The 14,380-nt window shown below is 62.1% G+C and carries 17 protein-coding genes; 2 read left to right on the top strand and 15 right to left on the bottom strand.

What is annotated here, in order from left to right; translation table 11 throughout:
* Nucleotide 1 precedes the first annotated feature (1 nt).
* Complete coding sequence (locus tag H2170_06660; protein ID MCS6299768.1) at nt 2-460, bottom strand: thioredoxin family protein; 459 nt, start codon at nt 458-460, stop codon at nt 2-4.
* A 120-nt stretch (nt 461-580) separates the two neighbouring features.
* Nucleotides 581-775 carry a hypothetical protein gene (locus H2170_06655; GenBank protein MCS6299767.1) on the bottom strand — a complete coding sequence of 65 codons (195 nt, stop codon included), beginning with the start codon at nt 773-775 and terminating at the stop codon, nt 581-583.
* A 118-nt stretch (nt 776-893) separates the two neighbouring features.
* Here H2170_06655 and H2170_06650 point away from each other — a divergent pair, with 118 nt between their 5' ends.
* Together H2170_06650 and H2170_06645 are read left to right on the top strand one after the other, a co-directional pair.
* Nucleotides 894-2,978, top strand: a complete 2,085-nt coding sequence (locus tag H2170_06650) for a GNAT family N-acetyltransferase (GenBank protein MCS6299766.1) — start codon at nt 894-896, stop codon at nt 2,976-2,978.
* Entirely contained in the window at nt 2,975-3,409 is a 435-nt protein-coding gene (locus tag H2170_06645; protein ID MCS6299765.1) for an ASCH domain-containing protein, read from the top strand. The genes H2170_06650 and H2170_06645 overlap by 4 nt, the downstream gene beginning before the upstream one ends.
* A gap of 4 nt (nt 3,410-3,413) precedes the next feature.
* Here the strand turns inward: H2170_06645 and H2170_06640 are convergent, their stop codons facing one another.
* The 13 genes from H2170_06640 to H2170_06580 all read right to left on the bottom strand — a co-directional run bounded on the left by H2170_06640 (nt 3,414) and on the right by H2170_06580 (nt 14,158).
* Entirely contained in the window at nt 3,414-3,611 is a 198-nt protein-coding gene (locus H2170_06640; GenBank protein ID MCS6299764.1) for a hypothetical protein, read from the bottom strand.
* 119 nt (nt 3,612-3,730) lie between these two features.
* A complete protein-coding gene (locus tag H2170_06635) occupies nt 3,731-4,633 on the bottom strand; it encodes a hypothetical protein (protein MCS6299763.1) in 903 nt (300 codons plus the stop codon).
* Between the two features lie 110 nt (nt 4,634-4,743).
* A complete protein-coding gene (locus tag H2170_06630) occupies nt 4,744-5,136 on the bottom strand; it encodes a hypothetical protein (GenBank protein MCS6299762.1) in 393 nt (130 codons plus the stop codon).
* Nucleotides 5,137-5,204: 68 nt separating this feature from the next.
* Nucleotides 5,205-5,600: a hypothetical protein gene (locus H2170_06625; protein ID MCS6299761.1), complete on the bottom strand. Its 396-nt coding sequence runs from the start codon at nt 5,598-5,600 to the stop codon at nt 5,205-5,207.
* A gap of 43 nt (nt 5,601-5,643) precedes the next feature.
* Nucleotides 5,644-6,654: a hypothetical protein gene (locus H2170_06620; protein ID MCS6299760.1), complete on the bottom strand. Its 1,011-nt coding sequence runs from the start codon at nt 6,652-6,654 to the stop codon at nt 5,644-5,646.
* Nucleotides 6,655-6,683: 29 nt separating this feature from the next.
* A complete protein-coding gene (locus tag H2170_06615) occupies nt 6,684-8,291 on the bottom strand; it encodes a DUF935 family protein (GenBank protein MCS6299759.1) in 1,608 nt (535 codons plus the stop codon).
* Between the two features lie 72 nt (nt 8,292-8,363).
* The gene (locus H2170_06610) at nt 8,364-9,764 is read right to left on the bottom strand and encodes a hypothetical protein (GenBank protein ID MCS6299758.1); all 1,401 of its coding nucleotides are present in this window, start codon (nt 9,762-9,764) and stop codon (nt 8,364-8,366) included.
* Nucleotides 9,761-10,288, bottom strand: coding sequence for a hypothetical protein (locus tag H2170_06605; protein ID MCS6299757.1), 528 nt, complete (start codon nt 10,286-10,288; stop codon nt 9,761-9,763). The genes H2170_06610 and H2170_06605 overlap by 4 nt, the downstream gene beginning before the upstream one ends.
* A 1,545-nt stretch (nt 10,289-11,833) precedes the next feature.
* A complete protein-coding gene (locus H2170_06600) occupies nt 11,834-12,256 on the bottom strand; it encodes a PIN domain-containing protein (protein ID MCS6299756.1) in 423 nt (140 codons plus the stop codon).
* A complete protein-coding gene (locus H2170_06595) occupies nt 12,253-12,507 on the bottom strand; it encodes an AbrB/MazE/SpoVT family DNA-binding domain-containing protein (protein MCS6299755.1) in 255 nt (84 codons plus the stop codon). The genes H2170_06600 and H2170_06595 overlap by 4 nt, the downstream gene beginning before the upstream one ends.
* A 79-nt stretch (nt 12,508-12,586) precedes the next feature.
* Nucleotides 12,587-13,162, bottom strand: a complete 576-nt coding sequence (locus H2170_06590) for a DUF3102 domain-containing protein (protein ID MCS6299754.1) — start codon at nt 13,160-13,162, stop codon at nt 12,587-12,589.
* Nucleotides 13,143-13,709, bottom strand: a complete 567-nt coding sequence (locus tag H2170_06585; GenBank protein MCS6299753.1) for a hypothetical protein — start codon at nt 13,707-13,709, stop codon at nt 13,143-13,145. The genes H2170_06590 and H2170_06585 overlap by 20 nt, the downstream gene beginning before the upstream one ends.
* Entirely contained in the window at nt 13,706-14,158 is a 453-nt protein-coding gene (locus H2170_06580) for a hypothetical protein (protein ID MCS6299752.1), read from the bottom strand. The genes H2170_06585 and H2170_06580 overlap by 4 nt, the downstream gene beginning before the upstream one ends.
* Between the last annotated feature and the right edge of the window lie 222 nt (nt 14,159-14,380).

Below are 14,380 nucleotides of genomic sequence, written 5' to 3'. Positions count from 1 at the left end.
ATTATGGCTTGGAGCCGGGAGCTGGGAGGGTGATTTTTTCCAATTCCGCGAGCCAAACCTTTGGTCCACCCTTTTCGTACCCGAGTTGCCCGATTTGTTTACCGGCGGGATCGAGCACGATAATCGTGGGATAGCCACGCACTCGATAATTACGGGCGAGTTCTTTGTTTTTGGCTGCCTGCGCTTCTGGAAGCGGAGTCTTTCGAGGGAAATCCACCTTGAGCAAAACTAGCTTTTGGCCGGCGTAGCTCACGAAGGCGGGTTGGGAAAACACTTCCTTATCGAGGCGGATACACCAACCGCACCAATCGGAACCAGTAAAGTCGATCACGAGAGGTTTTTTCTCGGTTGAGGCCTGCTTGAGGGCGACTTCGTAGTTGGTTTGCCACTTGGCTTCGGCGGAGAACAGAGGAAGCGAAGTGAGGGCCAAAAGAGCGAAGAAGGGGAAAATGCGGCGCATTAAAAAGAGATACACGGTGGATCGGGTGGCGGCAAGATCGGGGTGGATCGCAGGAGGGTAAATAAAAGCCCCGGCGCGGTGAAGCGGTCGGGGCTGCTGGATCGAACTGATGCCGTAGGGTTAGGGTTTGAAGGAGTCGTTGGGTTTACCGTCGTCGGCGAGGTCGCCGAAGTGGTTGACCGCATCTTTGAGGAGGGAGGCGGCGGCGAAAACCGTCAGGCCGATGGGGGGGCCGGAGAGGGGGCCGGCGATGGTGAGGGCGAGGCCAGCGGCTTTGCCAAGGAAGGAGAGGATGCGGATGAGTTTGGTGGGCATACGCCTGGGGCGGCGTGTCAACTCGGATGATATTGCTCTAGCAAAAGCTTGCCCCAACGGCCACAACCCAGCGCCTGCCATGGAACCTGACAACTTCGCCAACCCTCTACCGTCCTCTATGGACGCTCCTTATGTAGTAGAGGCAATTGGTGCTGAGGATAAGCGGTTTCAAGAGGTTATAGCCATGTGGGGAATTGAGCGTAAGACGCTCGGCTTATTCCCCGTAGGTGCGTTTGAGGCACGTGCGCAGGCCGGTCATCTACTGGTTGCTTCAACCCCAGCCGGTTCGGTCTTGGGGTACCTTACCTACCGCGCGCAGCGACGGTTAAACTGCGCAGTCATCATTCACCTATGCGTGGCACGAGATGTACGGGGGCGAAGTGTTTCAGATTCCTTGTGGGGCGCCCTGAAGCGGGAATCGATAAGATTGGGCTGGGACAGTGTGCGGCTGAAATGCCGTCGGGATTACCATCATACGCATAAGCTGTGGAAACGCCTCGGCTTTGTTGCACGGACAGACGTTGACGGTCGCAGTCGTGCCGGAAGCGAGTTGACCCTGTGGGTTCATGCTTTGCGGCAGGAAAATCTTCTTCAATTTTCGGGAGGTGAAGATGACGACCGATTAAAAGCAGTCATCGACGCCAATGTGTTTTACGATCTGCGAGGGAATAAGGGAAATCGCGACGAAGAGTCCACCGTGTTGCTAGAGCCGTGGCTTGAGGAGTCAGTGATGCTGTGCGTGGTGGATGAGTTGCACAACGAAATCGACCGGCGCGAAGAGCGTGAAGACCGGGATTATTTCCATCGTGAAGCGCAGCAATTCAAGGAACTGAATGGTTTTTCGGAGGAATACGATAAAGCCTATGGAATTGCAGTGGAACTTCTCGGGGAGCCGGGGAAATCTGAGAGCAAGTGCTCTGATCGAAAGCAATTGGCCAAGGCCGCGACAGGAAAAGCGGATGTATTCATAACACGAGATAAGCAAATCCTCGATGCGGCGGCGGACATCGAACGACGCTTGGGATTGCGCGTGATGACTCCAGGGGAATTGAGTAGTAAATTGGATGAAGCCGAAAGGGCTCACGTTTATCAACCGGCACGCCTGTCAGGCACGACCTTGATCCAGCGGGTGATGCGGGCCGATGACCTCGATCTTGTCGTTTCGATTTTTCAGGCATCGCAAGCGGGAGAAACGAAGAGCGAATTAACGAGGGCAATGCGGGCTAATCTGGCCCAAATAAGGGGTGTTTCCCCGCCGGAGATGTTGGTTGTCTGGCAAGACGAGAACAGCCCCATCGCGTTTTTTGTCAGGACGGTGGAGCGTCACAAAAACCGTGTGCTGGTCGATTTTTTGCGCGTAGCGCCTGGCGGCATGGAGCGAACGCTGCTCCGCCATATCCTGCTCTCGTTGGTTCGAGAAAACAGCGATGACGGGTTAGCTGAACTGAGAATTTGCGATCCGTATCTCGTGCCGGCTGCAAACGAGGCATTGAGGGAGTTGCATTTCGAAAGCGACACCGATGGATGGCGACGCCTGACTCCCGCAATAGTTGGTGACCGAGGCCAACTGTGCCGTCTTCTTTCGGATCGGGAGGGCGATGCTGCGAACCGCGATGATGAGATCGCCAAGGTGGAACTGCCAGCGCCAGTGATGGAGGAGCGGTATTGGCCTGCAAAGGTTTTGGGTGAAGGAGTCGACACTTACATCATTTCGATAAAGGCGACGTGGGCAGCCCAGCTCTTTGACAAACATCTTGCCGAAGAAGAGCTTTTTGGGGCCTTTGCACGCCTCGCGCTGAACCGGGAGCAGGTGTATTACCGTAGTGCGAGGGCGGCCGGCCTTTCTGCACCGGCCCGCATTCTTTGGTATGTATGCAAGGATGACGGCACCGATGGTGCGATGGCTATCCGTGCATGCTCCCGCCTCCTTTCATTTGAAACCGGAACCGCCAAGGAGCTATTCAGGCGGTATCAGCGCATCGGCATCTATCAGTGGCGCGAGATTCTGGCGGCGGCGGATAACAAGCCATTCGCGGACATCATGGCCATACGCTTTGCAGACTCAGAGTCGTTTACGCAGCCGGTGCCGGTAGCCGTAGTGCGCAGCCTTGGCATAAAGTCACAATTCCAGTCGCCAACCAAGATCACCGAGGCTCAATTTGCGGCGATTTACAAATTCGGCATGAACCGCTCGCAACCATGAACCCCACCGCACTGCTGATATCGGTCAAACCTCGTTACGCGGATGCTATTTTCAGCGGATCCAAGACGGTCGAACTACGTCGTGTTCGACCGCGTGTTGTTAGCGGTGATCTTGTGATGGTGTATGTCAGTTCCCCTCGATGCTCGTTGGAGGGTGCATTCGAGGTCGCCGAAGTAATCGAAGCTTCTCCCGCTCAACTCTGGAAGAAGATGTCTACTGAAACCGGCATTACGCGGGAGGAATTTGATGTGTATTACTCCGGACGTGAGATCGGCTATGGCATCCGGATCAGGAAAGCGTGGAAACTTGTGCCGGTGTCATTGGCGCGACTTCGAGCATCAAAACTACGTCCGCCCCAAAGCTATCATTATGTACGGAGGGATCATCCGGCTTTTGCCAAGGCAGGTAAATGGATCAGGACGGCACGATAGGGCTTCAATCGGATTTTGGGTTTACCGTATTGCGAACTCGCCATTCGCGGCGAATGCGGAGGCAGAGGTAGACCAAGGTCGCCATGCCGACCAAGAGGCCGACGTAGGCATTGAGGCGTTCGAGGGTGGTGAAGGCGAAAAAGCCTACCGCACCGTGATACGGGACGGGGTCGCGGAGGATGGAGAGGGTTGCGGGGAGCATCTGCGGAAGTAGTGAGTAGCGAGTAGCGGGTAGTGAGTAGGTCGGAGCCGGAGGGCATAAAAAGGGGCGGCGGTCGTTTTCGACCTGCCGCCCGTGTGCTGTATATATAATAGAGGGCGTTAGCTGGCGGTGAGTTTGCGGGCGCAGACGGGGCTGGTGACGCGGATGTCTTCGCTCCAGTCGACCGCCAGAATATCCGACCGGGCGGCGTCGTCGCGGTAGGTGCGAACGACGTCCACACCACCTCGGCGCAGGCGGAAGGTTTTCATGAAGCTAGGGTCGTACAACGTGGGGCTGGCGTTGGCGTGGAAGATCACCAACTGCTGGCCGACGATGTTTACGTTGGCTTTGGTCAGGCCGAGTTTGTTGGTGTCCCGGGCCAAGATGCCGACGCGGATGTCGATGCTCGGATTGAGCAACAACGAGCTAAACTGGGCCATACTCACACCGATCGAGGCCGCACCGGGGAAGCGGGCGATCACTTTGGCGTTGTTGCGTAGCTTGTTCCAGAGCGGCAGGCCGATCACCAGGCGGTTGGGCATGCGGCCGGTGTCGGTCGCGAGTGCTTCGATCTGCTCGTCGAGTTTGGCGATGGGGTCGTCGCTCGCCAGGGTGATGTTGTCGGCGGCCGCGAGCGCGGTCAGGGCGGCGAACACTTTGGCTTCGTGCGAGGTGACGGCGGAGGAGACGAGGGTTTGCGTTTTCGCCTCTTCGAGTCGGAGCGGGTCACCTTCGCCGGCCTCGTCGCGTTCGTGGTCGTCGATGGCGATTTCGAGTGCCTGGGGGAGACAGTTGTAGGTCGGATCGCTGGCGGCGAATTCGAGGCGCTTGGCGGGGCCGCCGACGGCACGCGAGGTGTCGATCACCTGAAAGGTGTTCTTGTCGTCGAAGTTTTTATACTGGCCGGTGGCGGCAGGGACGACGACCTCGGGGGCGAGGAAGTTGGCGAGGGTGGCGGAGATGTCTTGGGACAGGCCGCGGGCGTAGTTGGTCAGGGTGACGTTGTATTTGGAGGAGCTCATGAGAATCGGAGGAAGGACGGTGGGACGGAGGACTGAGGACGGAGTTTAGGAGTTGTTACACAGAGACGGTCGGGAGGTCGGATGAGGGCACGGAGGACGGCGGGCGGAGGTTAGACGCGGGGTGTTAGCACCGGGGTATAAAGGGCGGCTTCGATGAGTTCACCGGAAACGCCGGCTTCGAGTGCAACCCCGAGGACCATCCGCAGGGCGTCGTTGCTGTAGCCTTCAACGCAGCCGGTGGCGGTGAGTTGCAGCTGCTCGCCAAAGCTGACCGGGCCGGTGATTTTCACCCGGACTGTGCCAGCGAGGCCGCCGGGAATCGCCACGGTCACGCGTTCGTTGGCTTTGCCGCCGGTAAGAAGCAGTCCAAGGGGTTTTTCGAGGGCGTAATCAACCAGGCAGATGCTTTCGTTGTTACTAAGCCGAACGAACCGGCCTTCTTGGCCGGTCAGATCGACGTCGGCCATAACCGAGATAATCGCGTTGGTGCGGGTGAGGTGCATTTTTGGGAAGTAGCGAGTAGCGGGTAGTGAGTAGCGAGTAGTCGGAGGGCGGAGGTTCGGAGCCGGGATTAGACGAGGGATTGGGGGGTGATGAGGATAGCTTCGACGAGTTCGTCGGTGACGCCGGTTTCGAGGGCTTGGGCAACGAGGGTGCGGGCGCCGGTGCCGGCGTCGGTCTGAACGCGGCCGTCAGCTGTGGTTTGCAGGTAGGCGCCGATGGTCGAAACCGTTGCGGCGAGTTTGACGCGGACAGTGCCAGCGAGGCCGCCAGCGCCGAGGGCGACGCTGACGCGTTCGGCGGCTTTGCCGTCACAAAGGAGGACGCCCAGGGGTTTGACGGTGGCCGAGCTGAGGAGCGTGGCTTTGCCAGCGGTGAGGACGATGAAGCGGCCAACGTAGCCGGTGAGGTCGGCGTTGGCCTCGAAAGAGAGGATGGCGTTGGTACGGGCGAGTGAGGTTTTCATGGGGAGCGAGCTGGGAGCTTAGAGTTGTGAGCTAGGAGTTGGGTTAGCGGAAGAGGTCGGGGCTTTCGGCTTTGGCCTTGGCGTAGATGGATTGAAAATCGGCGCTGGGGTGAGCGGCGCGAATGGTGGCTAATTTTTGCTCCTGTCGGGTGATCAGGCTGGCGGGCGTGGTGGTGTCGTCGGTGCCGGTGGTGAGGCGTGCGAGCACCGGGTTGATCGTGAGGGATTCGAGGGCTTTCACCGCTTTGGTTTCGTCGCGTAGGAGCGCATCGACCCAGAAGCCGCGAGTGTCGGTGTCCTTGGCGGGGAGACGACCGGCGCGAACAGCGGCGTCAACGTGGGCCTCGGCGCGGTGGCGGGCCTGCGTCGCCATGAGTAATTGGAGACCGGCGAGTTCGCTTTTGATCGCGGTGGCGTGGCGGGTAAGCTGGGCAACGAGGTCGGCTTCGTCGGTGGCAGCGGCGTCGACGAGGGAGAGCGAGCGGAGGGTGGCGATGAGGTTTTGCATGGGCATCGCTTCGGGCGTGGTGTCAACCGGCGCGGCGGCGAACAGGGGCGCGATGCGCTTAAACGCGGCGCGATTGACCAGGCCGCCCATGTTGATTTCAGAGCCGGTCACTTGGCCCGAGGCGTCGAGGTGGAAGGTCGGTGAAAACCGTCGAAAGGTGCGGCCTTCGACGGACTTTTTTCCTGCGTCGGACCAGTCGAGGCGGGCGCGGACACCGCCGGTCTGCGGTTCGTCACCGGCCCAGTAAAATTCGGTCGGCCAGGCGGAGGCTTCGCGGTCCTCGTGGTTGAAATCGAAAAAGGGCCGGTCCTCGCGGCCCTCGGCAGCGGCGGTGAGTTTACCGGCGAGGAAGGTTTGCAGCACGGCAGCGGTGGCGGCGTTCACTGCCACTTCGACGGAAACGGGTTTGCCGCCCTGTGATGCCCGGATGCGGTGGCGGCCGGGCGGCATGTATTGGATGTCGGTGGGGAGTGCGGCGCCTTCGTTCAGGGCGTTGGCGAAGGCAGCGTGTAGCGGTGCGTTTTTGTTGTTGGTGGCGAGGTCCATGCCATCGCCACGGTGTCAACGGAGGGCGCTCACTTGGGCGGCTGGTAGTCGGCCTTGGAGACCCGAATCAGCGAGCTGCGGCAGTTGTAGTGGGCGGGCGGTGGCGAAAACCAGCCGTCGCCCCAGCGGTGGCCGTGTCGACCGAGACACACTTCGGTGGTGCGGCCGTCGAGGATGGCATCCCAAACCAGATAATCACCGGCGGCTTCGGCTTGGGCTAGTTCTTGGGGGAAGGCTGCCACAGCGGCGGCTTGGCGACCGGCGAGGGATGCTGCTGATTCGCTGGTGGCATCGATGGGCGCACCACACCCGCAACCGCAGGCCTTGGTGGTGTTGGGCGCGGAGGCCGCTGGCACTGATGGGGCGGTGGGTTTGGCCGGTTGAAACAGGGCCTCGCTCGGGGCGGGCGACGGGACTTTGTGGCGTTCGTAGAGGTATTGCAGGGAGACGGGCAGGCCCATGTCCACAAACAGGGTTTTGTCGCGGGTGGCCATTTCCTGCTCACGCTCGGGGCGGGTGATTTCGACTTCGACGAAAGGGACTTCGTCGGCGGTGCCCCAGTTTTGGGCGATCAGTTGGGGGATGAGTTGGTCATTGAGAATCGAGACGATGTATTCGGCGTAGGTCTCGAAGAGATCCAACTCCACTTCGCGGTGCACCTCGGTTGCGGCGCGACTGCCTTCGCCGTTGTGTTCAACGGATAGGTTTTGGCCTAAAAGCATGATGTCGCAGGCGCGGTCAGCGATGCCCATCAAGCGTTCGCTCGGGTCGTTGGGACCGGACACGCCCGGCGTGGTGCCCTGCATGATTTGCAGGTTGGTGCCCTGCGGGAACGCACCCCATGAAGCGGTGCCCATGTTACGGAGCGCCGAGGTGATGGCGTCGATTTCAAGCTGGGTGGCGGTCGTTGGGTAGTTGGCCCAGCGTAGCGGCGTGCCGAAGAGTTCGGCCTTTTGGACGAGCCATTCCCAACCGAGCATATGACCGAGCCAGAGCGGAGCGAGAGCGCGGAGTTGGGCGGCTTCACCTAGGGCGCCGGATTTGGACTGAAAAATTCCGGTGAGGAATTTGCCGGGGTGTTTGGCGAAGGGGGTGAGCTTCCGATCTGAATTGGCGACGTTGTTCCCGTTGAGGCGGAGTGCGAGGGTGCCGTCATTGTCGATGCCGAGGTAACGGGTTGGCACGCGGCGGAAGCCGACCGGCACCACGTAACCGGTGGTGTCGTTGGCCCAGTCGATTTCGACGACGGAGAGGCCGCGGGCAACGGCGTCCATCAGTTCGTAAACAGCCGAACCGAGAGGGGCGCGCGTGGTGTCCACATAACCGCGTTGCAGGTGTAACGCCGACTCGACGAAGGCGGCTTTTTCCTGCGCTGTGGCGGACGGTTTGCCGTTCTTTGGAGTGTAGGGCTGGACGTTGAGGGGCAGCTTGCGGATGGCGTTTTTGAGTTTTTGCAGGTTGGCGCGCAGGCGTGGCCAGGTGTCTTCCATCAGGTTAAACAAATCGCTTTGGGCGGCGAGGTCGCCACGGGCGCCTGCGTCGAGGAGTTCGCCAATGGCGTCGGGAGAGAGGCTGCGGCCGAAGAGTTGCGGCTCAAAGTCGCGGGCGGAGGGGCGGATGATGGGAGATGGGGACATGGGAGTTTAGGAGTGTTACACAGAGACGAGCGGGAGATCGGATGAGGGCACGGATTAAGGCGTTTTTAGGGATCAGCGCGTCCAGGCGCAGCGGTAGCGGGTGAGTGCGGGGCGATGGCGAGCGTTGAGGCCCGTGGGGACGCGCTCAGCGGCGAAGGCACCGGTGCCAGCGGACGGATTGCGTTGGGCGGCGTGGATCGCGAGGGCCAGCGCGGTGGAGCGGTCAGCGTGGCCGTCAGCGGTGCGGGCGGCGGCGTAGCGGATCGTGCCGCCGGGGCTGACGATGCGTTGCATGCTGCCGAGGTCGTCGCGGATCACGGCGGCCGCCGGTATTCCAACGGTGCGGGCTTGGAGGACTTTCTTGAGGCGCTCGAACAGTTCTCGTTTGCGATCGGCAGTGAAGGTCACGCCTTCGAAGCGGGTTTCGTCCAATGCTGCGGCGAGGTGTTCGCTCACCGGGCCGCCGATGCCGGTCGCGTCGATGGCGGTGAACGCCGCCGCCATGACCCGGGGGAGGAGGATTTCTTCCTGCTGCGGGAAAGGCACGCGGTCCAAGACGAGGACTTCGCGGGTGATCAGTTGGCCGCCGTGGAGGCGTTCGAGGGTCCAAGCTACGGTTAGGTCCCGTTTTCGACCGACGTCGATGCCGATAAAAAGTGCAGGTCGTGGTCTTGAAACTAGAGAAAAAAGGCCCGTAAGCGGATCGAGTGTTGCTTCCTCACATTCACAGCCTCTGACGAGTTCGGCCGGGAACACCTGGGACGAGTGCTCCATGAACTGACACTCGAACTCCTGCGCCCAGCCTTCGGGATCGGCGAGGTTCGCCCTAAGTTCGTCAACGTTGAGGGCTAGGCCCTGCGCCACCGCATCGTACACACTGGTCTTGTGGCGAGAGAACGCAGGTGCGTGCTCCCACAGGTCAAAATACTTGTTGTTACGCCCAGCAGGCGTGGAGATCACCCGCAGCTTGAGCGCACCACGCAGCGGGTTGGAGATGATCGGGTAAACCGCACGCCAGATTTCCTCGGGGTTTTCGTGAAACGCGAACTCGTCCAGCACGAGGTTGGCGGAGTAACCACGCGCGGTGGACGGATTGGCAGGGAGCGCGAGCACCCGCGCCCCGTTGGGAAACCGGAGCTGCGATTTCTGGATTTCGGGCCGGTATTCTTGGCCGGTCGAGTAGCTGACCGCGTCGCAGAAAATCCCAGCAGCGCGGTTCACCTTGTCCATGAACTCCAATGCCTGCCGTTCACCGGCGCTCAGGATGACCCAGTCGCCTCCCGTCTCAATGGCGTCGGCTACCACCTCGAAGGACGCGGCCAGCGAGCCGCCAATCTGCCGCGATTTGAGCCAGATTTTGAAGCGTGCTTTGTCCTGCACCCAGGCGCGTTGGTAGGGCAGCAACAAATCCAATGGCGTGACCGCGAGGCGGCGGTCGGGCTTGTAGGGTTTTTTAGGGGCGGCTCGGCTCATGGCGTGGGCGTCGTCACAGCGGGCAGGGTCGGCGCTTCGCTGGCACCGAGGCGGGAACGCCATTCGCGCATGATGTCCTTCTCGCGGTCGGGCGTGATGTTAACCTGCGTGGCCACCACGGTCGTGGGCTGGTCGCGGTAGGTGTCGGGTTTGTGGGCCTTCAAAAAGAAGATTAAGCACGCGTCGGAGTAGCGGCGGCGCTCACCGCACTGCTGTCCCTTGGCGTCGAACACCGGCTCACTCCAGCCGTCGATGCCACGGCGTTTCAGTTCGAGTTCGGCCTCTTCGATGCGCGAAGAATTACGCACGCGGTCACGCTCCAGCTGGGCCGATTGGAGCACCGGCACGAGGTCCGGTTTGCGCTGCAAGTGGCGGTAAAACGTGGACTGGTCGATGCCTTCTTTTTCGATGGCGTTGAGTGACGGCGAACCGTCGCGGATGTCCTGCACGATGCGGTCAAAGAGCGCTTGGCTGAACTTGGGCGAGCGACCGAGCTTGGCGGCTTTAGGGACGGCGATGGGCATTGAGGAGGAGCCCGTGTCAACGGGCGCGGCGGAAGTCGGAGCACGGTTGGCGGAGGCCGGTGGACGGTCGATGACGAGGGGCGGAATAGGCGCGCGCAGGCGGATTTGGCGGTGGTTCGAAAACGCGCTGGGGGGTTGGGGGCTCGGGCGGTTCGGGTTTTTTGGCTCGGGGTTCGGGGCGGGCGTAGCCCGGCCCTCGGGCGCGGAGTCGGGCCGCGGCGAGGCTGGGCGAGCACGGCACGACGGAGCCGCGTGCCAGGGGCACGCAAGGCGCGCCAAGACGCCAGCGGAGCGATGCGGCGCGGACGCGCGGGGCCACCGCGCCGGCTGGGCGGCGGGGGGAAGCTCCCCCCGTGAACGAGCTTGCGAGTGAACTTGGGGGGGCGCCTGGCGGCCGGCCGGACCAGCGATGGCTTTGTGCTCAACTCGCCCAGCGACGGGACGCCTTAGAAAACGGACGGCCCGGGCGGGGGCGGGGGGTATCTATTCGCGCGGTAGCGCCGCTAAAAGACGTTCTACCGGCGAAGCCGAGTGATATTTCTGGGTGCGCGCGCATACTGACAACGCACCGTAGTGAGCCCCGAGGGTGGAGCGTGTAATACGACATTATGACCAGTGGCCGCCGCCCCGAGGGAATGCTTGGACTGAGGGGCGGATTAGCGGCCATTGGACATAATGTCCTGTTACACGCGGAACCCGCGCAGCCGCTGTGCCAGATCAGCCCGGACGTGGGACGTGGACGGCTGGACACGACGTCGGACGTGACTCGGGGAACGCCGTCGCGTGCCTGCCGCCGTCGCCCTCGCCGGGCCTGGCACTGCGGGTGCCGGGGCTCACGGAGGTGCAGCCCGCGTTTTTCGCGCGCGTTCCATTGTGGGCCGTGAGTGAGCTTGCGAACAAGCCGCTGACCTTGGTTAGCCGTGGGGCGTTGTCGCCCCGCGCATCAAAGCCTTCCGGCGTATGAGGTGGGCTGTAGCGAGTCGGCGAGCGGTGGGCCCAAATTATTGAGGCCGGGCGAGTCGGCGGCACTCGGTGAGCACCTGGCTCGGCAGGCGCGGAATCGAGGGTCGCTGTCTCGCCCCGCTGAAATTGGTTCGTTGAGGATGTTAGCAGCCGGACAGGCGAGCAGGCGCTGGCGGTCGGGCGTCCGGAATGGAGCGGAGTGTGGGAGTGGAGACGGAGGGGCACAGGGGCCGCCGGGCCGGGGGTTTGCGGCCGTCTCGGCCGTAGCCCCGTTTTGACGCTGCGGTTCCTGGCTCGGCAGGATCCGTGGCGTGAGGGGCGAAGGACGTTGCGGCCCCCCGGCTGGGCGGACCCTGGGACCCGCAGACGGAACGCACGCACGTAGCGGAATGTAGGGCGACAGAGCGCCTGCGTCTGCGGGCGGATTATCGTGCGGCTTACGCCGGAGCGCGTGAGCGGGTTCGCCAAGGGAGCGGAGCGAGCGCAGGCGTTGAGGCACACGCATCACGGGGGCGGACGAAAACCGTTGAGGCCCCACTGCCCCGCTCTTCTCGCCTGCAAGCGAGCGCACATCGGAGGTGGTCAGAGGAGGCCTGCTTCGCGCTGGTCGATCAGGAATTGGCCAGGACTGCGAACTTGGAGACTGTAAACCTGCGACCCGATTACCTTCTGGAAATCGGCTTCGTCGAGCGTGAGTAAAGCGTCAGCCTCGGCACCCAAGGCGGAAAGCAGGACGGGGCGATCTTTGGATTTGGGGAAAACCAGTACCTTGTCGTAGGCGAGCTCGATGGGGACAAGGGTGAGCCGAGGGAGGAGCGATGAACGCCAATACGGCAAGGCTTTGGGGCCGAGCTTGCGGGCGTTGCGGTCCGTCTCCTCGACGCAATAAAGCGATGAGAGCAACTCCCACCCATTGGTTTCGGCGTGGGTAAACAGGTAACGCGAGGCCCCCTTGGCCGAACCTGCGGCCGCCAGCAGGACGCTGGTATCAATGAAAAGTTTCACTTCTTTGACTTGGCTTTCCCTGCGCGAGTGAAGGTGGCCATTTCGGCTTCATCACGTGAGATCCAGCGGGCTAGTTTTTCACGGGGTATGTCACGCACCGGGACGGCGGCGGCGGCTTGCAGAAAAAGCCCCCCGTCCCGTTCCTCGACGATCACCAGGGGGCTGTCGAGACCATCAAGCCCCAGCTTACGGCGGAGAGCGGGAGGAAGGGTGAGGCCACCGCGTTTGCTAATGGGAAGTGTAAGCGTCATGCCGTAATGCTGCATTGCGGCATGACGGTTGGCAAGCATCGCGCACAATGAAGCGCCGAGCTGCGTCCCCCTCGGCATTTTAGGCCGCAAGGTCGTCGTAGAGGTTCTTGAACCAGGTGAGTTCTTGCCGGAGCAGGCGGCGTGCTTCGGGGGTCCACTTGGCCAGCGGGGTGTCGTCGGTGCGGCGGTGGTACCAGCGCCGGAACTGATCCAGCCCTTTCGTGAATTGGATGACCGGTGTATTCGCATCGGGCTGGACGGCTTCGCGTGGAGCCGGTTCGGGTAATACCCCCGTTGCGAGGTAAGCCTGACGCAACGAGTGGGCATCATTGAAAAACGACACATGTGTCGTTTTTGATAATCGAATGTAGCGTTGGGCCGTTCGTCCCGAGATTTCGGGACAATTCACGGCAAGCCAATCCGTCCAAGCCCCATGGGGCAAACTGCTCTTTTGTCGTTCGAGTAACCGCCCGCAGTCGATGGCCGCAACGATGGCGTGCTGGGCCTTTTCTCGGGCCGAACCAGCAAGGGTTTGGGCCTTGGTGAAGGCGGCATTGATCGCCAGCGCGAGGTCGATGGAGAGAACAATCCCCCCGTCGGTAGCTACGGCGGGAAGGATTTCGAGTGAGACAGGTTTAGTTTTGGGCGCGGTCATGTTTTGAGGTGTGCGATGTCAATTGGGCGAGGCGGTAAATGCGGCGGGCTCGCTTGGTGCGCATCCCCCGCGACGGTGGCAGGCCGAACGTTTCGGACCACTTCACGACGAGTTTGGAAAACCCCGCGCGTGTCACCCCGTGGCGTTCGGCGAGCGCGGCTTCGCTCAGGCCTTCGATGTCCATGAGGCCGGACGCGAAACAGGCGGCGTCGAAGGCGAGCATGGGGTTGGGGTGCGACCGGATGCGGGCGCAAAACGAAGCGAGGATCGCCGAAGCTGAGGCTGCCACTTGGTCGGCAGTGGCGTCGGTTGGGCTGGGATCATCGGCGTCTTCGGCAACGGAGTCGGGCGTAGGATCGGGAGCAGCGCGACGTTCGAGCAAGGTGTCGTCGTGCTGGGGCGTGTTGGTGTGACGCGTGGCGTCGGGTTGAGCCAAGCCCCCCGCCGCGAGTTGAGCTCGTTCGGCGGGTGAGAGGCTGGCCACCCAAGCGCGATAGGCCTCCGAGTATTGGGCATCGCGGGCTGCTTGGCGGTCGGCGCAGGTCATGGCAAGGGCTTGGGGGGTGGGGTGGCTGCAAGGGGCAAGGAATCGGCGTCAGGTGGCTTGGCGGTGGCGGGGGCTGAGTCGAAATCGCTCCGCGCTTCCGCTACGTCGGACGCAACGAGTGCTGCGACGTGGTCGCTTTGCCGGATGAGGGTGAGCCAGTCGTCGGCGCGCATCGTCACGAGCCAGCCGGAGCGGTTGCGGGTGTGGGCCACTATCGGCGTCTTGCGCGCACCGGCGTCGCGGATTGCCTGGTCCATCGCTCGCCAGATGTTGAGCGCTTCGACGGCCTTCACCTCGAAGTGGATGCCGGGCAGCTCCGGACAAGCCACGTCGGGCGAGTCGGTGCCGCCCGCGTACTGTACGCCTCGATGGGCTTTGAGGAAGCCGGCTTCGCGCAGCACGTCACGCCAACGGCGCTCACCGCGTTTACCTTTTTCGCGTGAGTTCATCGGGCACCTCCAGCGGCGAAAGTTGCGAGTGGTGAGTAGCGGGTAGCGAGTAGTCGGAGCGGCGTGGGCGGTTGGTCCGTCCCGTCGAAAGAAGAGAGGCGAGCGTTAGCGTAGCTCGCTCTCTTCTTCTTTAGAAGAATAGCAGCAGGGGCTAGCGTCACGCTTAGCGCCACCTGTGAGCTAGTGACGCTAAGGAGGGGGGTGGCGCTGACCGGCGTCACC

It is taken from the genome of Opitutus sp., from assembly GCA_024998815.1.
Classification (GTDB): Bacteria; Verrucomicrobiota; Verrucomicrobiia; order Opitutales; family Opitutaceae; genus Rariglobus.
The sequence above is the reverse complement of the archived record's forward strand: the minus strand, read 5'-3'. Positions and strand labels throughout refer to the sequence as shown.